Origin of the sequence: Halobacillus sp. K22, assembly GCF_052246795.1 — a bacterium.
In the GTDB taxonomy this organism is placed as follows: domain Bacteria; phylum Bacillota; class Bacilli; order Bacillales; family Halobacillaceae; genus Halobacillus.
The window spans coordinates 36,895-56,983 of the sequence record NZ_JBQQCN010000001.1 but is presented as its reverse complement, the minus strand read 5'-3'; the positions used below and the strand labels follow the sequence as shown (position 1 = coordinate 56,983).

At 39.8% G+C, this 20,089-nt stretch carries 21 protein-coding genes and 1 riboswitch; of the genes, 17 read left to right on the top strand and 4 right to left on the bottom strand.

Annotation, left to right across the window (positions count from 1 at the left end; translation table 11 throughout):
* The first annotated feature begins 47 nt into the window (after window positions 1-47).
* Window positions 48-1,667, top strand: a complete 1,620-nt coding sequence (locus tag ACTWPM_RS00275) for a M20/M25/M40 family metallo-hydrolase (RefSeq protein ID WP_443131070.1) — start codon at window positions 48-50, stop codon at window positions 1,665-1,667.
* Window positions 1,668-1,706: 39 nt separating this feature from the next.
* On the opposite strand, the gene ACTWPM_RS00270 is transcribed toward ACTWPM_RS00275, so the two are convergent.
* Window positions 1,707-3,236 (bottom strand): AbgT family transporter, encoded by a 1,530-nt coding sequence (locus ACTWPM_RS00270; RefSeq protein ID WP_443131069.1) that lies wholly within the window; start codon window positions 3,234-3,236, stop codon window positions 1,707-1,709.
* Window positions 3,237-3,458: 222 nt separating this feature from the next.
* On the opposite strand from ACTWPM_RS00270, the gene ACTWPM_RS00265 reads away from it, so the two are divergent.
* The 4 genes from ACTWPM_RS00265 to ACTWPM_RS00250 all read left to right on the top strand — a co-directional run bounded on the left by ACTWPM_RS00265 (window position 3,459) and on the right by ACTWPM_RS00250 (window position 6,048).
* Complete coding sequence (locus ACTWPM_RS00265; protein ID WP_443131068.1) at window positions 3,459-4,421, top strand: MBL fold metallo-hydrolase; 963 nt, start codon at window positions 3,459-3,461, stop codon at window positions 4,419-4,421.
* 7 nt (window positions 4,422-4,428) lie between these two features.
* The gene (locus ACTWPM_RS00260; RefSeq protein ID WP_443131067.1) at window positions 4,429-5,223 is read left to right on the top strand and encodes an SDR family NAD(P)-dependent oxidoreductase; all 795 of its coding nucleotides are present in this window, start codon (window positions 4,429-4,431) and stop codon (window positions 5,221-5,223) included.
* A 268-nt stretch (window positions 5,224-5,491) separates the two neighbouring features.
* Window positions 5,492-5,827 (top strand): iron-sulfur cluster biosynthesis family protein, encoded by a 336-nt coding sequence (locus ACTWPM_RS00255; RefSeq protein ID WP_443131066.1) that lies wholly within the window; start codon window positions 5,492-5,494, stop codon window positions 5,825-5,827.
* Window positions 5,824-6,048, top strand: coding sequence for a YqkE family protein (locus ACTWPM_RS00250; protein WP_443131065.1), 225 nt, complete (start codon window positions 5,824-5,826; stop codon window positions 6,046-6,048). Before ACTWPM_RS00255 ends, ACTWPM_RS00250 begins: the two co-directional genes overlap by 4 nt.
* A 68-nt stretch (window positions 6,049-6,116) precedes the next feature.
* Here ACTWPM_RS00250 and ACTWPM_RS00245 read toward each other — a convergent pair whose 3' ends face one another.
* Entirely contained in the window at window positions 6,117-7,079 is a 963-nt protein-coding gene (locus ACTWPM_RS00245) for a sodium:calcium antiporter (RefSeq protein ID WP_443131064.1), read from the bottom strand.
* 356 nt (window positions 7,080-7,435) lie between these two features.
* Window positions 7,436-7,533, top strand: a riboswitch (TPP riboswitch).
* A 279-nt stretch (window positions 7,534-7,812) separates the two neighbouring features.
* Here ACTWPM_RS00245 and ACTWPM_RS00240 point away from each other — a divergent pair.
* The 7 genes from ACTWPM_RS00240 (at window position 7,813) to ACTWPM_RS00210 (ending at window position 13,056) form a co-directional block, all read left to right on the top strand.
* On the top strand, window positions 7,813-8,430 hold the full coding sequence (locus tag ACTWPM_RS00240) for a thiamine phosphate synthase (RefSeq protein ID WP_443131063.1): 618 nt from the start codon (window positions 7,813-7,815) through the stop codon (window positions 8,428-8,430).
* Window positions 8,423-9,556: a glycine oxidase ThiO gene (gene thiO, locus ACTWPM_RS00235; protein ID WP_443131062.1), complete on the top strand. Its 1,134-nt coding sequence runs from the start codon at window positions 8,423-8,425 to the stop codon at window positions 9,554-9,556. The genes ACTWPM_RS00240 and thiO overlap by 8 nt, the downstream gene beginning before the upstream one ends.
* On the top strand, window positions 9,553-9,756 hold the full coding sequence (thiS, locus tag ACTWPM_RS00230; protein WP_443131061.1) for a sulfur carrier protein ThiS: 204 nt from the start codon (window positions 9,553-9,555) through the stop codon (window positions 9,754-9,756). The genes thiO and thiS overlap by 4 nt, the downstream gene beginning before the upstream one ends.
* Window positions 9,757-9,760: 4 nt before the next feature.
* Window positions 9,761-10,528, top strand: coding sequence for a thiazole synthase (locus ACTWPM_RS00225; protein ID WP_443131060.1), 768 nt, complete (start codon window positions 9,761-9,763; stop codon window positions 10,526-10,528).
* A complete protein-coding gene (locus ACTWPM_RS00220; protein WP_443131059.1) occupies window positions 10,525-11,550 on the top strand; it encodes a thiazole biosynthesis adenylyltransferase ThiF in 1,026 nt (341 codons plus the stop codon). The genes ACTWPM_RS00225 and ACTWPM_RS00220 overlap by 4 nt, the downstream gene beginning before the upstream one ends.
* Window positions 11,551-12,223: 673 nt before the next feature.
* Window positions 12,224-12,529 carry a hypothetical protein gene (locus ACTWPM_RS00215; RefSeq protein ID WP_443131058.1) on the top strand — a complete coding sequence of 102 codons (306 nt, stop codon included), beginning with the start codon at window positions 12,224-12,226 and terminating at the stop codon, window positions 12,527-12,529.
* A gap of 110 nt (window positions 12,530-12,639) precedes the next feature.
* Window positions 12,640-13,056 carry a VOC family protein gene (locus ACTWPM_RS00210; RefSeq protein ID WP_443131057.1) on the top strand — a complete coding sequence of 139 codons (417 nt, stop codon included), beginning with the start codon at window positions 12,640-12,642 and terminating at the stop codon, window positions 13,054-13,056.
* A 95-nt stretch (window positions 13,057-13,151) separates the two neighbouring features.
* On the opposite strand, the gene ACTWPM_RS00205 is transcribed toward ACTWPM_RS00210, so the two are convergent.
* The gene (locus ACTWPM_RS00205) at window positions 13,152-14,294 is read right to left on the bottom strand and encodes a DUF2515 domain-containing protein (protein ID WP_443131056.1); all 1,143 of its coding nucleotides are present in this window, start codon (window positions 14,292-14,294) and stop codon (window positions 13,152-13,154) included.
* 39 nt (window positions 14,295-14,333) lie between these two features.
* On the opposite strand from ACTWPM_RS00205, the gene ACTWPM_RS00200 reads away from it, so the two are divergent.
* The 4 genes from ACTWPM_RS00200 to ACTWPM_RS00185 all read left to right on the top strand — a co-directional run bounded on the left by ACTWPM_RS00200 (window position 14,334) and on the right by ACTWPM_RS00185 (window position 17,525).
* Complete coding sequence (locus ACTWPM_RS00200) at window positions 14,334-14,831, top strand: hypothetical protein (RefSeq protein ID WP_443131315.1); 498 nt, start codon at window positions 14,334-14,336, stop codon at window positions 14,829-14,831.
* Between the two features lie 181 nt (window positions 14,832-15,012).
* On the top strand, window positions 15,013-15,507 hold the full coding sequence (locus ACTWPM_RS00195; protein ID WP_443131314.1) for a DUF2243 domain-containing protein: 495 nt from the start codon (window positions 15,013-15,015) through the stop codon (window positions 15,505-15,507).
* Window positions 15,508-15,509: 2 nt separating this feature from the next.
* On the top strand, window positions 15,510-16,295 hold the full coding sequence (locus ACTWPM_RS00190; RefSeq protein WP_443131055.1) for a cytochrome c oxidase assembly protein: 786 nt from the start codon (window positions 15,510-15,512) through the stop codon (window positions 16,293-16,295).
* Window positions 16,296-16,592: 297 nt separating this feature from the next.
* A complete protein-coding gene (locus ACTWPM_RS00185; protein WP_443131054.1) occupies window positions 16,593-17,525 on the top strand; it encodes a GNAT family N-acetyltransferase in 933 nt (310 codons plus the stop codon).
* A gap of 29 nt (window positions 17,526-17,554) precedes the next feature.
* Here ACTWPM_RS00185 and ACTWPM_RS00180 read toward each other — a convergent pair whose 3' ends face one another.
* Window positions 17,555-19,111, bottom strand: a complete 1,557-nt coding sequence (locus ACTWPM_RS00180) for an ABC-F family ATP-binding cassette domain-containing protein (protein ID WP_443131053.1) — start codon at window positions 19,109-19,111, stop codon at window positions 17,555-17,557.
* A 239-nt stretch (window positions 19,112-19,350) separates the two neighbouring features.
* Between ACTWPM_RS00180 and ACTWPM_RS00175 the strand changes: the two genes are divergently transcribed.
* On the top strand, window positions 19,351-19,596 hold the full coding sequence (locus ACTWPM_RS00175) for a hypothetical protein (protein WP_443131052.1): 246 nt from the start codon (window positions 19,351-19,353) through the stop codon (window positions 19,594-19,596).
* The last annotated feature ends 493 nt before the right edge of the window (window positions 19,597-20,089 follow it).

Below are 20,089 nucleotides of genomic sequence, written 5' to 3'. Positions count from 1 at the left end.
TTGATTGTGTTCGAAAAACCAGAAAAAGTCAATAAGGAGTGTAAGATATGGGACATTGGCAGACAAAAGAGCAGTTAACCGATTTACTATGCTCATTAGTGGAGTATCCAAGTATTACAGGGAGTAATGCTGAGATCGCAATCATCGAATACTTATATTATATTTTGGAGGATCGCAAATATTATCAGGATCGTCCTGAGCATTTAAACCTTCATCCTCTGGATGACGGACGCCAACTGCTTACCGCCCTTGTAAAACAAGATGAAGCCAAAGATACAATAGTTTTGATTGCGCACGCGGATGTAGTAGGTGTCGAAGATTATGGATCCTGGCAGAATCTTGCTTTTTACCCGAAGGAACTGACTCAGGAACTTCATAAAAATCCCGGCGTCCTGCCTAAAGACGCAGCCAAAGATTTATTAACAGGCGACTGGTTGTTCGGGCGAGGTACGATGGATATGAAAGCGGGGTTAACCCTGCACCTTTCCCTGTTGGAAAAAGCAATGGAAGGCGAGTTTGACGGAAATCTGCTCCTAGTGGCCGTACCTGATGAAGAAGTTAATTCAGAAGGGATGCTTGCTGCTCTGCCAGCTCTGGCAGAGATTAAGGATAACGAAAACCTGGTTTACAAAACAGCAATAAATGGAGAACCGATGTTCAGCAAATACCCGGGTGACCCAGGTAACTACCTTTATACGGGTTCAATTGGAAAGACTCTTCCCGGCTTTTTTTGTTACGGCAAAGAAACACATGCCGGCGAACCTTTTGCTGGTCTGAATGCTAATTTAATGATCAGCTATATCGCACAGGAGATGGAATTGAACGAAACTTTTATTGAGCAAGTGGATGGTGAGAGAACACCGCCGCCTATCAGTCTGATGCAGCGCGATTTAAAGCATCAGTACTCTGTTCAAACTCCACAGTCTGCAGTTGCTATGTATAATGTTTTATATATGAAACAGACGATCGAGCAGTTGAATGAAAAGCTGTTGTTAGCTGCTCAGCGTGCCAAGGCTAAAATTATTAATCATTACCATCATCAGGCTTCTTTTTATTTGGAAGGCACGCAAACTTCAACATTTTCACCAGAAATTCAGATCTTGACCTACGAGCAACTGTACAAGGAGGCAGTGGAACGGTATGGAACGAGGGAGGTGGAACGTAGGCAAAATCGTCTGATTAATCAACGGGATGAAGGAGACCGCGATTTCTCTACGAGTCTTGTACAAAACCTCGCATCATTATGTAAGGATATCAGTCCGATGATTGTTTTATTCTACAGTCCACCTTTTTATCCGTCTGTATCTTCCCACCATGATCCGCTTATCCAAAGCGGAGCCAAGAAAGCGATCGAGACAGCTCGTAAGAAATTTGGGGTTGACCTGATTGAAGTTGAATACTTTACTGGACTCTCAGATTTGAGTTTTATTGGCCCTGTATCCATGAAGTCTTCTATTGATCATTTACTTAATCAGATGCCTATTCAAGGAAAAGGATATGAATTACCCGCTAAAATTATGGAAACCATTACGATGCCTATCATTAATATTGGTCCACGCGGTAGAGATGCCCATCAATGGACAGAGCGACTTGAGTTAACCTATAGTTTTGATAAGCTTCCGCAGATTTTAACGGAAACCATCCACCATTTTTTTAGTTCATATTAAAAACGTCCGCATGCCACCAGCATGCGGACGTTTTTGATATTAATTATTCGGGTCATAATAAAAACCTGCATCAGGACCAATCGGAAATCCTGTCAGCATCCATATAAACAGCATAACGATCCATATAACAAAGAAAGCAATGGAATAAGGTAGCATGGTTGAAATCAGGGTTCCAATCCCCACATTTTTGTCATACTTTTGAGCAAAAGCAATCACAATGGCAAAGTAAGGCATAAGCGGTGAAATAATGTTCGTCGTTGAATCAGCAATTCTGTACGCTAAAGTAGTCAGCTCTGGAGAATAGCCAAGCTGCATCATTAGCGGCACAAAAACCGGAGCCATGATTGCCCACTTTGCGGATGAGCTTCCAATAAACAGGTTTATGAAAGCCGCCACGAAAATGAACGCGATAATTAAACCTATTCCATTTAAACCAATAGCATCAAGGAATTCAGCTCCGCTTACAGCGATCACTTTACCCATGTTGGTATGCGTGAAATAAGCTACAAATTGCCCAGCAGTGAAAGCAAGAACAATATACATTCCCATGGTCGCCATAGTTTCTGACATTTGATTGGCGACATCTTTATCATTTTTAATTTCCTTAGTTATTTTGCCGTAAACCAAACCAGGAATAAAGAAAATCAGCAGAATTACAGGTACAAGACTATGGAAGAAAGGGGAGGCAAGAAAGTCGTCAGGGTTTCTCATTGGACCCCAGGAAGGGACAACGAGAAGGGACAACAGTCCGACTGTAATAATCAGGGCTAGAAGTGCTCCAATCATTCCTTTCTTTTCAAGTTTTGTTACATAGTTGACCTCTTCTTTCACTCCGCCTTGGTAAGTTCCAAGTCTAGGTTCGACAAGTTTATCAGTTATGAGTGTACCAACTAGAGTAAGCACAAATACAGATACAATCATAAAGTAATAGTTCATCGTATATAAAATATTCTCTGCATAGCCGGGGTCAATAGTTTTGGCTGCTTCTTTAGTTAATTCCCCCAATAGAGGGTCAAGAGCCGTAAGCAGCAAGTTAGCACTGAACCCAGCAGATACACCGGCAAAAGCCGCGGCTATACCTGCTAAAGGATGACGGCCTAAACCGGCAAACAAGACAGCACCCAGAGGTGTGAGTACCACGTAGCCTGCGTCTGCAGCCATACTTGACATGATACCTCCAAATACAAGAGCAGCTGTCATTAAGGAACGTGGAACGGATGTAACCAGCCCTCTTAGCATTGCGCTGATAAGACCGGATCTTTCAGCCACTCCAATTCCGAGCATCGTAACTAGAACGGTTCCGAGTGGAGCGAATCCTACAAAGTTCTCTACCATACTTTCAAAAATGTATTTGATTCCTTCGCTAGATAGTAAATTGGTAATCTCAAGAGTATCTCCAGTTGCAGGATCTTCTACTTGAATCCCAAGAGTTGAAAAAATCCAGGATGCTAGTATGACTAGTAAAGCAAATATAGCAAATAACGTTACTGGATGGGGAAGTTTGTTACCGACACGTTCAATCCAGTCCAGTATACGCATGGTACGACTTTTATTTTCCTGTTGTTCCATGATGTTCCTCCTTAAAGATCATAAGGTATTAGAGTTTTACAATAACGCGTTAAAGTATAATTGCTAAAGAAGTAGATTTGAAGACTTTTTAAAAATGTTTCACTAGAAAGAATGTTGTGAATTTAAAAATAGTAGCAATAATTTCAAAATTCGAGAGGTATATAACATGAAAGCATGCTACAATAAACAAAATGAATGTTCATTCAGTTTGGAGGATTCCGAATGAAAACTTTAAAAGATACTATATACCAAATAACACTGCCCACACCTTATGCGGTTGGAGATGTGCATGTCTATTTACTAAAAGGAGAGCGTCTCACTCTGGTAGATGCAGGCGTAAAAACCGATGATGCTTGGAAAGAATTGAAATTTAAGTTAAACGAGCTTGGTTACTGCCCTAGGGATATAGAGCAAGTTATATTAACTCATCACCACCCAGACCATATGGGTTTAATTGAACATTTTCCTAACCTAAGCACAGTTGCTGCTCACCCAAAGTTGAGACCCTGGCTTGAAAGAGAAGAGGCTTTCTTTTTGAGGTATGAAGAATTTTTTCACCAGATGTATAAAGAATCAGGGGTACCGAATCAATATTTTGGCTTACTAAAATCCCTTCGTAAACCGCTAAAATGGAGTGCAAAAGGCACATTAACGCTTGAACTGATTGAAGGTGACAGGCTTCCAGGTCATGAGGAATGGGTAACAATAGAAACACCAGGCCACGCACAGAGTCACATTTCTTTTTATCGTGAGACTGATGGAACCTTGATTGGCGGTGATCATTTACTTGCTCATATCTCCTCAAATCCTTTATTAGAGCCTTCATATGCCAAGGATAGGCCTCGTCCCCGCCCTCTTTTGCAATACCGGGCTTCCATGGAAAAATTATTGGATAAAAAAATCCATATGGTTTATCCGGGTCACGGAGAGACGTTCCAAAACACATATGATTTAGTTATTCAGCGTCTTAAAAAGCAAGAGGAGCGAGCGCATAAAGTCTTAAATATGTTTGAAGAAGAGAGATTATGTGCATATGATGTATGCAGGCGGCTGTTCCCAAAACACGTAGAAAGTCAGTTTGGTTTGACGATGTCTGAAACCATAGGTCAATTGGATTACTTAGAACATATAAATTCTTTAAATGTTGAATTTATAGAGGAACAAAAATATTATGTAAACAGGTGATAGTTATATGAATGAATTGGTCAAAGGAAAAAAAGTCTTGATAACGGGAGCTTCTAGTGGAATTGGTAAATATTTAGCTATTCATGTGGCTCATGAAGGAGGCACTCCTATTTTAGTTGCTCGGTCTGCGGATCGCCTTGCGATTATTAAAGAAAAAATAGAAGCTGCTTTTTCCGTTCCTTGTTACTGGTACAAAGCGGATCTATCAAACGATGCCGAATGGAAAGATGTCATTGATCAAATATGCTATGATCATGGATCGATTGATGGCTTGATTAATAATGCAGGGATGGCTGTGTTCGATCTGGTTTCAGAAGCAAAGTGGCAGGATATCGATCGAATGCTATCCATCAATGTAAAATCGTTATTCCGAACGACTCACCAATTGCTCCCTCATTTCTTGCAGCAAGGGAGAGGACACATTGTGAATATCGCTTCACAGGCAGGAAAGATAGCTACTCCGAAATCCTCTGTTTATGCTGCTACTAAACATGCTGTAATAGGTTTTACGAATGGTCTTCGTATGGAAGTGGAAAATCAGGGGGTTTACGTGACTTCTGTGAACCTTGGTCCAGTACGTACGAACTTCTTTAATCAAGCAGATCCTACAGGAGCCTATGAAAAAGCGGTAGATCGATTTATGCTGGATCCAAATAAAGTAGCGGCTGAGGTGGTCGGCCATTTATTTACTCAGCAAAGGGAAATCAATCTTCCGGCATGGATGAATTCGGGAAGTAAAGTGTACTCTCTTGCCCCTGTTTTTTTGGAAAAAGCGATGGAACGTCAATTTAATAAGAAATAAAGAGTCTGAGTTTTTAAAGGGTGGCGATACTTTCTCGGCGCCCTGAATTTGTTGATAGTGTGATTAAGGTAATTCAGTGAGAACTATTCTATAAGGGACCATATCCTGTTTATAACGGAAAGAGATATTTAAAAAAAGACTAGACACTTTTTAGGACTGAAGGTTTTCTCTTCCATTACCAGGTGGCCGGGGGAACGCGGCTTGGAAGAATAAGCAAGAGAATTGCCATAAGAGGAGCAATTTCTTATGATAGAATTAGGAGGGATAAATGATGAAATTACGTATCACTGATGAGGCTAAAAAAAAGCTTGAAGATTTGAAAGATCCCAGTCGTCCTATTATCCGGCTGTATTATGATACGGAGGGATGTGGTTGTGGAGTGAACGGGCTTCCCACCATTCGGTTTACCGACAAAATTTTGAATACAGATAACTTGGTAGTAAATGCTGAGTATAAAGTTATCATTGATCATCAACAAGCCACTTTCTTTAAGCCGGATATGAAGCTGGATTTCATTAAAAGCAGCTTCCGTCTTTCAAGTCCTGACGGGGTTCTAAATCCAATTATCTCTCCAAAAGATGTGAAAGAAGGCGAAGCCGTATGAGTAAGAAAGGACAAAAAGAAGGATCGCTAAGTGAGCAGTTAAATGAAGATGTATTGACTCGTCTCCGCTCCAAAAAGTCTGAGCTGAAACAGCATGAAGCAGAACGTCATGAGCAAGAGAGGCAGCGCCGCCTCGAGGAAAGAAAAAAACAAGAAGCAAATAAAAGCTTCGAAGAGCTTTTGAATGAAAGTGAACTAGACTGGAAAACGTTTAAAAAATAGGCTTCCATATATCGAATGGAAGCCTGTTTTTTTAAATTCTTATATTTGGATCTATCAAAGTCTCTATACTAAAACAATACATAAGAAGCGACAAAGTAAATGAGGGTCATCAAAAGAGAAGGCGCCACATAACGCCAGTGACTGGTCATATTAGCCGGTCGTAAAAGCAGGAAGATCATAATCAAAGTCATAACGACCCCAAGACTTGCAATGAAAATATGAGAAGCTTGCACAGAGGAGAGGATAGCTCCTTCTCTATATAACAAGTCGGTCAAAGCTAACAGTTGGATATTAAATAAGTTGCTTCCCAGTATAGAACCAATTGCCATATTATAATTGGCCAATCTGAAGGCAGCGTACACAGCTACTAGCTCAGGCAGGGAAGTAGATGCTGCTATTAAAAAACTCCCGACAAAGCTTGCATCAAGTCCTGAGGCTTCAGCCATCCGGTCACCTGAAATCGATAAGGCACTACCAGAAATGAAAACAATGACTGACGCAATAATAAAGCCGATAACTGCTGCTCGCAGCGAGTAATCTTTAGTCAGTCCTTCCACTTCTTGATCGGACTCTCCTCCAGATATAAATTTCATACTGAAGATATAAAGCATTACGATAACGATCATCTCAATACCCACTCCAAAAATCTCGATGGAACCGGGCATCCAAAGTGAAAAAATAATTATAAGAAGGAAAAATAACCCGATAGAAGCCGACGGAATATTTTCCTTATTATTCACTTTTTGAAATAATCGTTGTCTTCTATAGATGATATCCATACTCGCAAGGATGAGAAGATTAAATACATTACTCCCCAGCATATTTCCCACCGCTATATCTGGATTGTCAATATAGACAGCTGTTAAACTTGTTGTTAATTCTGGGAGTGAAGTAGCTCCAGCAATTAAAAATGTACCTACAGCAGCTCCGCTTAAGGAAGATTTCTTGCTAATGACGTCTCCGAATTGGTTGAGGTATACAGCACTAACCACCACGATAGCTGCAGCAAGGATGAATATAAAGTAAATCATAGCGTTCTCCTTTCCGCCAGAACATAAAAAAGACCCTGGCACAAAAAATAAATTGTACCAAGGTCTTGCGTACTAAGCAGAACTTAGCCCAATGAACCAGGTATTAAAAATACCGTATTGACGGTTCACCAGCCGATATCCGGTCGCTACTCCCCTTGTTACTATTAATATAGCTTGAGCAGAACAAAGAGTCAAAGATTAAGTGTTTTCACAATGAAAAATTAATAAATCATAATTCTTCCAATGATTCTCTTTACTCATCACATCTTTAGAAGCATATTTTTTCTATGTGAAACCTGTATAATATTGGAATTTATAAAGAGCGATGTTATACTGAATTTAAATAAATATTAAATAAGCTCTACTAGGGGTGCCTTCGGGCTGAGACAATTACATTTGAACCCTAGAACCTGATCTGGACGATACCAGCGTAGGAAAGTAGAGGGTATAGCATATGTACTTACAAATTATTGCTATAGAACCGCTTCCCTATGGGGGAGCGGTTTTTTTATGCAGGAGCTGGTAAATTTTCTTTTTAAGTTAAGTTCCGAGTCTGAAAAATTAACTTTGTGCCCCTGCCACGTGAGGGGGCACGGCAAGCGAATTCATTTATGTTCACCGTAAACTAATATCTCAATAATAAGTGTTAAACCATTCGGCCCTATATCGTCACTAACCCAAAATAAAAATCGACAATAATGAACAGAGACTAAGGAAAAGGAAGTGTGATGGTGTGACTCGTGAACTTCATATACTTTCCAATGGAAAAAAAGAGTTAGCAGAATTCTTCCACATGGCCCAGTTGATCCAATCAGCTGCCACGGTCATTCACCTTCGTGAAAAGCATCGTTCAGAAAAAGAAATAGAGGAGTGGCTCTCCACTCTTATCCAACATGGAATACCATTGACAAAAATTATTGTGAATTCTTATTACCAGGCAGCGGGGAGGTGGGGAGCAGGAGGAGTACAGCTGCCCGGAGACGCACCCTCTCCGGGAACGGTGAAAAGCCTCTATCCTGACCTTAGAGTCGGCTGTTCGATACATGGGTTGGAAGAGGGGATCCAAAAAGAGCAGGAAGGTGCTGATTATCTTCTCTTTGGTAATATCTATCAGACACAGAGCAAGGAAGGGCTTGGGGGGAAGGGTGTGAAATCGTTAGAAGTATTAACAGAAGCGATTTCGATACCAGTGATAGCAATTGGAGGAATTCAACTGTCGAATTTGAGAAAAGTGCTTCAAACCAATGTATCAGGAGTAGCAGTTATGTCTTCCATTTGTGAAGCGCACGACCCAGAGCTAACAGCCTCAAGGTTTCAAGCAAGCATTCAAAGGAGTGGATATTATGCCTAAGAAATACGATACGGTTATTCTTGGTGGAGGGATCATAGGCTGTTCCACAGCTTTCTATCTATCGAAGAAAGGGCAGCGGGTTTTGGTCCTGGAAAAAGGCAGCATAGGAAACCAAGCTTCCAGTGCAGCTGCAGGAATGCTAGGAGTCCAAGCGGAAATGGATGAGGACAGCCCTATGTTCGAACTAGCGCGCACCAGTCGAGGGATGTTTTCGGAGTTATCAGTAGAATTAAAAGATATAACTGGAATCGACATTGGGCTTTTACAAAAGGGAATGATGAAATTGGCTTTTACAGAAGCACAGTTGGATCGTTATCAGGAAATTGCGGCGAATCAAATGAAAAAAGGAGAAAAAGCATTATGTAAAAATAAAGAGGAATTACTCGAATTGGAACCATGCCTAACTGATTCGGTAGTTGGAGGTATGTTGTTTCCTGAAGAAGGGCACGTGTCCGCTCCTGATCTTACTCAAGCCTTTGCACGTGCAGCAGCTGTAAACGGAGTGACTTTTCGTGAATCTACGGATGTGTACAAATTAATGCGCAAACAAAATCAAGTGATAGGGGCAGCTACAGACGGGGGAGCTTTTTATGCAGATGCCGTTATAGTGGCTGCAGGTGCATGGAGTCAGCGTTTCTTATCTGAGGAAGGACAGGCACTGTATCCTGTAAAGGGAGAAGCACTAGCCGTTAAAACTAAGAGACCACTACTAAATAAAACCATTTTTACGGATGACTGCTATCTTGTCCCTAAAAAAGGCGGGGAAATTATTATTGGAGCGACGACTACTCCTTATACATTTGACAAGCGGGTAACCATAGAGGGAATAGAAGGCTTGATCCAAAAAGCCAAACGACTCCTGCCTTTATTAGGGGGAGCAGAAATTGAGCGCATGTGGGCTGGAACAAGACCTATGACTAGAGACGAACTGCCGGTTCTGGGAAAGCATCCAGAGTGGGAAGGCTTATACTTTAGTACAGGGCATTATCGTAACGGAATATTATTAAGTCCAGTTACTGGGAAACTGTTAGCAGATCTTATTACAGGAGAATCGAATCTTATTACGGATATTTCAGCTTTTTCTCCTGCTCGTTTTCAAAACCATAGGGAGGTGGCTTCGGTATGAAACTAGTTATTAATGGTGATGAAATGAGGGTACCGGATGACGTGAAGAACGTGGAGCAGTTATTATTGCATTTCAAATTAAATAATAAGGCTGCGATTGTCGAGCGAAATCAAGCTATTGTGGAAAAATCGTTATACGCTGAGGAAGCTATAATGAATGAAGACCGAATTGAAATTGTTCATTTTGTAGGAGGAGGATGAGGAAATGTTAACCATAGCTAATCGTAATTTTAATTCAAGGTTGTTGCTGGGTACCGGAAAATATCCTGATTATACCACTCAAAAGCAAGCAGTAGAAATTTCAGAAGCCGAAATCTTAACCTTTTCCGTTCGCCGGATGAATATCTTTGAAGCAGATCAGCCCAATTTCTTAGAAATGATTGATACGGATCAGTACACGCTCCTTCCCAACACGGCAGGAGCAAAAACGGCAGAGGAAGCAGTAAGAACCGCCAAACTTGCTAAAGCATCTGGATTATGCGATATGATAAAGGTAGAAGTTATTGGCGATGAGCGTACTTTGCTTCCTGATCCAATTGAAACGTTGAGAGCTTCTGAGATACTATTGGAAGAAGGCTTTATTGTGTTACCTTATACTTCGGATGATGTTATGCTCGCAAGAAGGCTCCAAGACTTAGGTGTTCATGCAGTGATGCCAGGGGCTTCGCCTATTGGTTCTGGCCAAGGAATTCTCAACCCGTTAAACTTACAATTAATTATAGAGCAGTCAGTAGTTCCGGTTATTGTGGATGCGGGTATAGGTTCACCTGCAGATGCAGCACAGGCGATGGAAATTGGAGCTGACGGTGTTTTACTCAATACGGCTGTGTCTCAAGCGGAGGACCCTGTAAAAATGGCCCTGGCGATGAAGCTCTCTATCGAGGGAGGCCGATTAGGTTATGAATCTGGGAGAATACCTAAGAAAACTTACGCGACAGCAAGCAGTCCTATGGAAGGAATGAGCATTGGTTGAAGGAAAGATATTCTAGACAAGTCTTATTTTCACCTATAGGTGAAAATGGACAGCGTAAACTAAGTGAAAAGCATGTGCTCTTGATTGGAGCAGGAGCTTTAGGGACAAGTAATGCTGAAATGCTAGTTCGTGCAGGTATTGGAAAAATAACGGTAGTCGATCGCGATTATGTCGAATGGAGCAATCTGCAGCGTCAACAGTTGTTCACAGAGAAGGATGCGGCTGAGCGTATTCCAAAAGCAGTAGCTGCAGCTGAGCGATTGAAGGAAGTAAATTCAGAAATTGATATATCAGGTAAGATTATGGATGTTTCGATTTATGAAATTCCTGAACTGGTGGAAGGAGTAGACGTAATTATTGATGCTACCGATAATTTTGAAACCAGAATGCTTCTTAATGATACTTCCCAAAAATATCAAATCCCTTGGATTTATGGAGCCTGCACTGGCAGTTACGGCCTCTCATATACGGTAGTTCCTGGCCAAACGCCATGTTTTTCATGTTTATTAGGCTCTGTTCCCTTAGGAGGGGAAACGTGTGATACCGTTGGGATTATCAGTCCAGCTGTTCAAATTGTCGCTGCCTATCAAAGTACGGAAGCATTGAAACTTCTAGTAGAAGATTTTAAATCCCTTAGAAAAAACCTGTTTTTCTTCGATATTTGGAGAAACCAACAGTCAACCATTAAGGTGGAAAAATTAAAAAAAGAGGATTGTCCTTCGTGCGGTCAGGCAGCCACTTATCCTAATCTCGACCCAGTAAACTTATCTAGAACCGCAGTGTTGTGCGGACGGGACACAGTACAAATCCGTCCAGCAAACAAGAAAAGTAGAAATCTGAATGACCTGTCCGATAGGCTTCAAGACATTGAAGATGGGAAAGTAGAAGCTAATTCATTTCTTGTGAATCTTACGATAGAAGACCGACGGCTGGTGGCTTTTCAGGACGGACGAGTGCTCGTCCATGGTACGAAAGATGTAATCGAAGCTAAATCCCTTTATAACCGCTATATTGGAGGCTGACCTTAATTTTTTAAAGAACGCTCTCTTACATGGAGAGCGTTTTTTATTGAACAGAGAGAAGGATTATTAAGTCTGGAAATAGAAAATAAGATTATAGTTGGGAAATGAGCTCAAAAAGGTAACCAATCCTGTCGACTAATATCGTAAAGTTTGTTTCAATAATTTGAGCAAAAGTTTCTGACTAAAGAGCAGTAAAGAAACACTCTGAAGCAATAAGCAATATAATTTTAGAGGTCACTCCACTGAATAGATCCAGCGATGTACTATCTTATCAGAGAATATACCTGACTTAAATGTGATGGATAGTTCACTGAATCACCTCTTGTTGTTCGCTGCACCTCTTAGGATTTAAGCTTCTCAGCAAAAGCCCCGATTCGTTCAAATAAATGAAGCGCAAAAGCACTCTAATACTTGCATGGGATCTTTTCTACTCTACTTTCTTTTCACTTAGCGACCGTTTAGTGTTTCAACTCCTATTTCTCCAGGAAAAAGGAACGAGCCCCTTTCACAGAATGGAGATCAGAAAATTAAGGTTAACCTTTAAACGCAAACAATAAAGATATAGGTTTGATGAGTGCTCTTTAATGTTTTTTGATGAAGTTATAAGAATTATACCGGAAGTATGAAAATAAAGAGTTAACTATAGCCTAAAGGGTTGGACAGGTGGTCAAAAATGCCCAAATGGAAACAAATGAGGGATATATTTCTAAAGGAGGAAGTCTATTCAGTAGAGAAAAAAGGGGTGGCAATTCTAGGCATTGTAATCATTGCGCTCTTACATTCGTTTACAGAAACTACATTAGATGAGAGCGTAGCAATTATTATAGCAGCCTCACTGATGAGTGGTTATTCCATTATGAAAATGAGACGAAAGGAAAGAAGATTCGAGTTTTCAGTAGTTTTTATTCTAAGTCTGTTACTACTTGCCTGGGGGTTTTACACGATCTTAGGGGCAATAATTTCTGGCTTCTCCTATTAAATAAGAACAGCGTAAATCAATTCTATATGTTTAAAGATTTTAGCCAAGAGGCTTTATCCATTTATTTTATCTTTTATACAATATAAGAAAAGTTAGGGGAGATCCCAAATATGGCAAGGAATCTACTCAGGGTTGGCACGGTCTATCTGCCTGTTCAACAGGTAGATGAAGCGGCAGAATGGTATGTAGATAAATTGGATGCGCATGTGACGTATAAGGATGAAAACAAAGCCATTGTTAATATGGCGAATCTGAGTTTCTTTCTAATAAAAGCAAAGGAAAAAGAAACAGCCAATTTTATTGACGAGGCTGGGGAAGAGTGTTTTTCTTTGACCTTTGAAGTGAATGGCGTTGAGGAGCTTGAAGTACTTTATAACGAATTGGCTGCTCTTGGAGTTCAAGTGGGACCATTTGAAAACAGAGGCCATGCAGGCAAAAACTTTATTTTTTACGATGCAGACGGAAACATGTTTGATGTATGGAGTGAATTGAGTTCGGTATTTAAAGAAAAGTTTGATATTGGTTGAATAGAAAATGAAAACATCCCTTCAAGCTATGGAAGGGATGTTTTCATTTTCTATTCAGTTAGGATGTTCATATAATTTAAATTGAAATCACTTTTCTAATTCTGGGAATGACGTTGAGTGAAAAAATTTTTTGCAAAAACCGCTATCTCAAGCTTTTCGATCGTATTCCAATAATGATTCAGTACATTTTCCTCTTTAGGGTTTATTTTTTTCTTAACTAGTGCAAACATGGCCATATCCTTGAACCAATCTCCCTCTTCCGCAGAAGAATGAATCCAATCTTTCCAAGCATCTTCCAGGTTAGGACTGTATATGCGCGGGCTGTTTTTATTCAAATCAACTGGCGTATGAGGGAGCATTTGATTAGGACCGGGGGCTGTATTTTTCACCTTAGTAAATAAAAGAGGCCAATAATCATGACGAGAGCCCGTATGAGGATACTGCTCTGTCCAAGTGATGATTTGATTCAGACGGCTTTTTATGGAATAAAGATCGAGATAAAGTTTTTTTCCTAATAGAATGCGATCTTCTAATGAAGAGAAATGGTGGACGGTGCCTCCTATTAAGTTTGTTTTTTTAATCCCTGGAGTTTGATAAGGAATTAAAATATGATTCAAGTCAAATACATCCTGAAGTCTAAATAATACTGTGTCTAGTACATTTTTTTGATACTGCTCATTGCGGATTACCCTGCTCTCAATATAATTCTGTTCGTTTACAATTAGAGCTGTTGTCAGCAGCGAACTTGAGTGGTTATTCCAGAAGTGCATCCAAAAAGATTCCATAAACGGGGATACATTTAAATGAGGCAGTAAGTGGAACAAAGGAATATTTTTTTTCTTGCTCGCCTCGTAAAGCAATAACTGAGGATAGGCATCTTGAAATATGAGCCAGTTTCCTCTTTCAAGAAAAAGATAAAAATCAATTTGTTCTTTAGGGGTAAGCAGTCTGGGCAAAAATTCTCCTTTTAAATCCGTCATATTCCAACCTGCATTTCTAGAAACCAAATGTGCTAATAAAGCCCAGTGGACCTCTGGATGGAAGGTGAAATATTCCTGGTAAGCCGTGGTTCTCGTAACATTGTTCCTGTTTTTAGTTTTTGTTTGATCACGGATGTCTAAGATAAGTCTGCTTTCTTCTGTAGTAGGGATAGATGTAGGGTTTTCTTTTAGTTTATTTTTCAATTCTGCCTTTAATAATGAGTACTGATTACGATTAGTTATCCACTTTCTTAACAAGAACTTCAACCTCCTTTAGCAGAATGTATGTAGCGGCTTATTAAACTCCTTAAAGAACAGCAGACAATGGATGGATCATGGGATTATCCTTTTGAAACTGAAACTATTACGGATGCCTATATGATTATCTTATTGCGGACCCTTAATCTTCATGAAGAAGAATTAATTCAACGACTTACCAAACGTATTATAAGCAGACAAGAAAGAAAAGAGGCGTGGAAGTTGTTCCACGATGAAGAAAACGGTAACTTATCTTCAACCATCGAAGCCTATTATGCTTTGCTATTTACTGGAATATACAAGAGAGACGATATTTCTCTTGAAAAAGCAAGAACTTTTATCAAGAAGCATGGAGGGTTGGAAAATGCCTCTATGTTCACCAAAATATTATTGAGTTTGACTGGTCAATACCGGTGGTCGGATAAATTTCCTGTACCAATTGAAGTCATCCTCCGGCCTCCCTCATTTCCTATACAACTTTATGATATATCTGAACGAGCTTATGGCAGCGAAATGAGTAGACCGAAATGGTTTTAGTGGAAGGTTCTTATCTTTAGAAGTTCACAATAACTGACAGCCGGCACTTTAAGCAGAGTTATTTAAGAAATAGAGGTCCTTTTTCAGGTTTACTGCCTTACATTATAAGGTATGGGTAAAAATGGTATTTATTTATAGCAAGGTTAAAAACGTAATAAGGAGGCTATAGAAGGTGGATGGAATAGTAGATAGGAATAAAGTCTCGAACAGAGAAAACAAGCAAAAGTATTCAGCAAGAAACGTAGGAGCAGGAATATTATTTGGTATAGGAGTTGCTGCTTTTATAGATGAAACCGTTTTTCATCAGTTGCTCCATTGGCATCATTTTTATGATAAATCAACTACTAATGCAGGGTTAGTATCCGATGGATTTTTTCACGCTTTCAGTTGGTTTGCTACGGTTGCTGCATTATTTTTAGTGGCTGATCTGCGCCGCAGACATGCTTTCTGGCCGTTCAGATGGTGGGGTGCTGTGTTATTGGGAGCGGGAGGATTCCAACTTTATGACGGAACCATTCAACATAAGCTGCTGCGCATTCATCAGATAAGGTACGTAGAAAATTTGTGGCTATATGATCTTGTATGGAATGGCACAGCTATACTTATGATCATTGCGGGGGGCGTCTTCTTTTATAAAACTCGTAAAGGTAACGGCACCTCTGACTGGAGAAATTAATAATGGATCATGGTCATACTCTGAATATTACGACCGGCCTGCCCGCCATTTTTGTAGGTATTGGAGCTCTACTTATAACTGCCTTATACATTGCGGCAGGGGTGCGCTCAAGCCAGCATAATCGATTGAAAGTGTGGCCCTGGTACCGTTATGTTAGTTTCGTACTTGGTATTAGCTTTGCCACTATATCCGTTATCGGACCAATCGCAGCTCAAGCAATGAACAACTTTACTATGCATATGACGAGCCATCTTCTACTCGGTATGCTTGCTCCAGTCTTGCTTGTTTTGTCTGCCCCCATTACACTTCTTTTACGGTCGCTTGCTGTAAGGCAGGCGAAAGTTGTAACTAGATTGCTTCGTAGCTATCCTTTGAGGATTATTAGCCATCCTATTATTGCATCATTACTGAATATAGGTGGTCTTTGGATTCTCTATACTACCAATTTGTATAGCTGGATGCATACAAACCTTTTGGTTCATATTCTGGTGCATATCCATATTTTTGCAGCAGGTTATATTTTCACAGCCTCTTTAATCTACATCGATCCTGTTCCACACCGGTTCAGCTATATATACAGGTCCGTCATTTTAATATGCGCACTTGCAGCTCACGGCATTCTTTCTAAATATATCTATGCCCATCCCCCTGAGGGAGTAAGTGTACAAGAAGCGCAGGCTGGTGGAATGCTTATGTACTATGGGGGAGACTTTATTGATCTGATCATTATAATATTCCTATGCTATCACTGGTATAAAACTACAAACCCTCGTGAGGCAGTAGCTTAAACACTTTATTATGTTATGAGTCGTAATATTTCCCGTTTATTAAATTAAATGTTTCTTGAAATAAGAATTTAAGGATATTGCAGCCAGAACTTCTGCAGGCAATTGAGAGGTGATTAGCTTATGATGATAGAAGAACTCTTTGGTTAAAAGGAGTTCTTTTTTTATGGCGTTGTCTCAGGAGAATTTCTTATATAAGCTCCCGGTTTTAAAGAAAGCATCAATTATTAAGTGTATTAAATTTTCGGTGTCGTATAATGAAACATATAACTAAATAGACTTAAAAGGAGAAGAGAATGTATGATTCCATTAAAAAATCCCGGTATAGTCATTAAAGGATTCCTGGAGTATGACGATTATAAAAGCATTAACAAGCTTAAGGAATATTGTATTGCACATGATAATCTGACGCTAAAACTAGAGCTTGATTTTAAATTAAGCCATGCATTGTGTGAAATGAAAGATATAAATCAGGCTAACGAATTTATGTTTTATGATGGAAGAAAGCTTATAGGTTATATAGGGGTATGTCAATTTGGAGAAGAGGCGCTGGAAGTGAATGGAATGGTTCATCCGGATTACAGAAGAAGGGGAGTTTTCAGCCGTCTATATGCATTGGTCGAAGATGAGTGGTGTAAAAGGTCAACTGAAGTCATGCTTTTACTATCTGATCATAATTCCCTTTCGGGTCAAGCATTCATTAAGTATACTGGAGCTCAATATGACAGCTCTGAATACGAAATGTTTCTAACGGATGAGCCAAAAGAGAAGATTGTAACCGAGCCGGTTTTCCTAAGAAGAGCAATGAATAAGGACGCAAATGAAATTGCAAAACAGAATGACTTATACTTTCAAACTGAGTCGAGCACAGAGTTAACTCTCCCGGAAGAAGAAGCTAAACGCGGGGTGGATATTTACTTGGCTGATCTTGAGCAATCATGTATAGGGAAGGTGCACCTGGATAAGCAAGACAGCACAGGGGCAATTTATGGGTTGGGAGTACTCCCTGAGTATCGGGGCAAGGGGTATGGAAGAGAGATATTATTGAGAGCTATAGAGAAACTGAAAGAAATGAAAGTCCATGAGATCAAGTTACAAGTTGCAGTAAAAAACAAGAATGCTTTAAGTCTTTATCAGTCTTGTGGATTTGAAGAAGCCTCTACAATGGACTATTATAAGATAACAAAGAGAACCAGAACCAAGAAGGATAAAAAAGAAACGTCCAGAGCATGATACACGCTCTGGACGTTTTCTCTGTACAATTAGAATACTTTGGTGGTCCAATCTTCGCAATTCCATACATCAGTGACAACATCCATATAGAACTCCGGTTCGTGAGAAATAAGAAGGACACTACCTTTATAATCCTGTAAAGCGCGCTTCAGTTCCTCTTTCGCATCTACATCCAAGTGGTTAGTAGGTTCATCGAGGACAAGAAGGTTTGTTTCTTTGTTAATTAATTTACAAAGACGTACTTTTGCTTTTTCGCCACCGCTCAGTACTTGAACTTTACTTTCAATATGCTTCTTGGTTAAGCCGCATTTTGCCAGGGAAGCACGCACTTCGTATTGAGTGAAATGTCTAAATTCCTCCCAAATTTCTTCTATGCAAGTATTTTTGCTCGTTTCTTTTAATTCTTGCTCAAAATAACCAATATGAAGGTGATCCCCTAATTGAACCGATCCCTCAACAGGTTCTATTTCTCCAAGAATACTTTTCAAAAGAGTAGTTTTACCAATGCCGTTCGCTCCAGACAAAGCGATTTTCTCACCGCGTTCCATAGATAAATTGAGCGGTCTTGACAGAGGCTCCTCATATCCGATGACAAGATCGTTCGTTTCAAACAAATATTTTCCCGGTGTTCGAGCTTGTTTAAAATTAAACTGAGGCTTAGGCTTTTCGGAATCAAGTTCAATGACGTCCATTTTATCAAGTTTTTTCTGCCGGGACATCGCCATCTTACTCGTTGCTGCATTGGCCTTGTTACGAGCTACAAAGTCTTTCAGGTTAGCAATTTCTTTTTGTTGTTTTTTATAAGCGGCTTCAAGTTGCTGCTTTTTCATGTCATACACTTTTAGGAATTCGTTGTAGTCGCCCGGATAACGGGTTAATTCCTGATTTTCTACGTGATAAATGATGTTAACGACGCTATTTAAGAACGGAATATCGTGTGAAATGAGTATAAATGCATTTTCATATTCAAGAAGATATTTTTTTAGCCATTCTATGTGTTCAACATCGAGATAGTTTGTAGGTTCGTCTAATAATAGTATATCTGGTTTCTCCAAAAGGAGTTTGGCCAGTAACACTTTTGTACGCTGTCCACCACTTAAGTCAGTAACATCACGCTCAAGTCCGATTTCATCAAGGCCAAGTCCATTAGCAACCTCGTCAACTTTTGCATCGATCGTATAAAAATCGTTGTTAGTCAAAGTATCTTGCAGTCTTCCGGTTTCTTCAAGAAGTGCTTCCAATTCCTCCGGATCTGCCTCGCCCATTTTTCCAAAGAGATGGTTCATTTCATTTTCCATATCAAATAAATATTGGAATGCAGTCCTTAAGACATCTCTTATTGTCATACCTTGCTGCAGGTCCGCGTGTTGATCCAGGTAACCTATTCGTATGTTTTTAGACCAAATGATTTTGCCGGCGTCAGGCTCTATTTTACCAGTAATCATGTTCATAAAGGTGGATTTACCTTCACCATTAGCACCAATTAACCCTATATGTTCGCCTCTTAATAGACGGAAAGAAACATTTTCAAAGATAGCGCGATCTCCAAAGCCGTGACTTAATTCTTTTACTGTAAGTAAACTCATATGAAACTCCTTTTTCCTTCTATAAAATCCATACCTCTATCATTATAAAGGGGATTAGAAGAAAGTGATAGTAGAGATTGTTTGGGGTGAGCAAGAGAGCAGAATTTTAAGTTTTTATTTTGCTATAGGGTTTAATCTTCTGGGACGTGTGGAATTTATAGTACAATATAACAGGTGTTTTTTTGAAAAATTACCTGAACGTTGTTTGAGCATAAATTTTATTAAAGGGGGCTGGGAATGTGGGGTTGTTTCGGAAAATAACTCTCTTGTTAGCTATTATTTCTATCTTTTTATTTACTTACAGATTAATGAATGAAAACTTTGATCCGCTTCCAAACTTCATTTTTTATTTTTTACCTGTAGTTTTCTTATTTTTTGGTTTTGAAAATGTTAAAGCTAAACATAAAAGCGAAGGATTCATTTATCTGCTCACTTTTGTAATCGGTTTTTCAATAGTACTGAGAGACTTATTTAATTTAATTTAACGCTCCCAGTACTATACCCGAGGTGTCCTTCTACAGTTGGTCATTACATTCTCGTTCTACTCACAAGGAATTTTTTCGATTACTGAAGATTTTATAATGTTTAGTCTAAAGCTATTTTTATTTAGGCTCCTAAACTTCCGTGTTGATCTTAAGGATAAGCTCCCGTTACTGGAAGACTCAGTTTCGAGACTTTTGTGAGAATTAGGTCCTGCGGGGGAAGATTTCGCTTTCCGGCCCTGCACGATGCAGGGTCGTTCGACGTTGCCACAGGACGTGGCGATCTTAGTCGAACATCCCTTGTGGTGAGCTTCCTCGGGCTTAACAGCCCTGAGGTATCTCACCGATCATGTTCATCCCGCAGGAGTCTTTGTCGTCCCCCCTCCGGACCTGGCCGAATCATAAACTCGAAACCACTTCATACACGGATTGCTTGGTGAGAAAAAACATGGGATAAGAGTGTATCTTCATGCTAGAACCACGTAAAAAAGCTTGT

What these genes read in the sequence shown, in the direction of transcription:
- ACTWPM_RS00260 (WP_443131067.1), top strand. Translation starts at nt 4,429, where the DNA reads ATGAATGAATTGGTCAAAGGAAAAAAAGTCTTGATAACGGGAGCTTCT.
- ACTWPM_RS00180 (WP_443131053.1), bottom strand. Translation starts at nt 19,111, where the DNA reads ATGAGTTTACTTACAGTAAAAGAATTAAGTCACGGCTTTGGAGATCGC.
- ACTWPM_RS00215 (WP_443131058.1), top strand. Translation starts at nt 12,224, where the DNA reads ATGCCCAAATGGAAACAAATGAGGGATATATTTCTAAAGGAGGAAGTC.
- ACTWPM_RS00245 (WP_443131064.1), bottom strand. Translation starts at nt 7,079, where the DNA reads ATGATTTACTTTATATTCATCCTTGCTGCAGCTATCGTGGTGGTTAGT.
- ACTWPM_RS00275 (WP_443131070.1), top strand. Translation starts at nt 48, where the DNA reads ATGGGACATTGGCAGACAAAAGAGCAGTTAACCGATTTACTATGCTCA.
- ACTWPM_RS00270 (WP_443131069.1), bottom strand. Translation starts at nt 3,236, where the DNA reads ATGGAACAACAGGAAAATAAAAGTCGTACCATGCGTATACTGGACTGG.
- ACTWPM_RS00255 (WP_443131066.1), top strand. Translation starts at nt 5,492, where the DNA reads ATGATGAAATTACGTATCACTGATGAGGCTAAAAAAAAGCTTGAAGAT.
- thiO (WP_443131062.1), top strand. Translation starts at nt 8,423, where the DNA reads ATGCCTAAGAAATACGATACGGTTATTCTTGGTGGAGGGATCATAGGC.
- ACTWPM_RS00185 (WP_443131054.1), top strand. Translation starts at nt 16,593, where the DNA reads ATGATTCCATTAAAAAATCCCGGTATAGTCATTAAAGGATTCCTGGAG.
- ACTWPM_RS00210 (WP_443131057.1), top strand. Translation starts at nt 12,640, where the DNA reads ATGGCAAGGAATCTACTCAGGGTTGGCACGGTCTATCTGCCTGTTCAA.
- ACTWPM_RS00190 (WP_443131055.1), top strand. Translation starts at nt 15,510, where the DNA reads ATGGATCATGGTCATACTCTGAATATTACGACCGGCCTGCCCGCCATT.
- ACTWPM_RS00250 (WP_443131065.1), top strand. Translation starts at nt 5,824, where the DNA reads ATGAGTAAGAAAGGACAAAAAGAAGGATCGCTAAGTGAGCAGTTAAAT.
- ACTWPM_RS00225 (WP_443131060.1), top strand. Translation starts at nt 9,761, where the DNA reads ATGTTAACCATAGCTAATCGTAATTTTAATTCAAGGTTGTTGCTGGGT.
- thiS (WP_443131061.1), top strand. Translation starts at nt 9,553, where the DNA reads ATGAAACTAGTTATTAATGGTGATGAAATGAGGGTACCGGATGACGTG.
- ACTWPM_RS00265 (WP_443131068.1), top strand. Translation starts at nt 3,459, where the DNA reads ATGAAAACTTTAAAAGATACTATATACCAAATAACACTGCCCACACCT.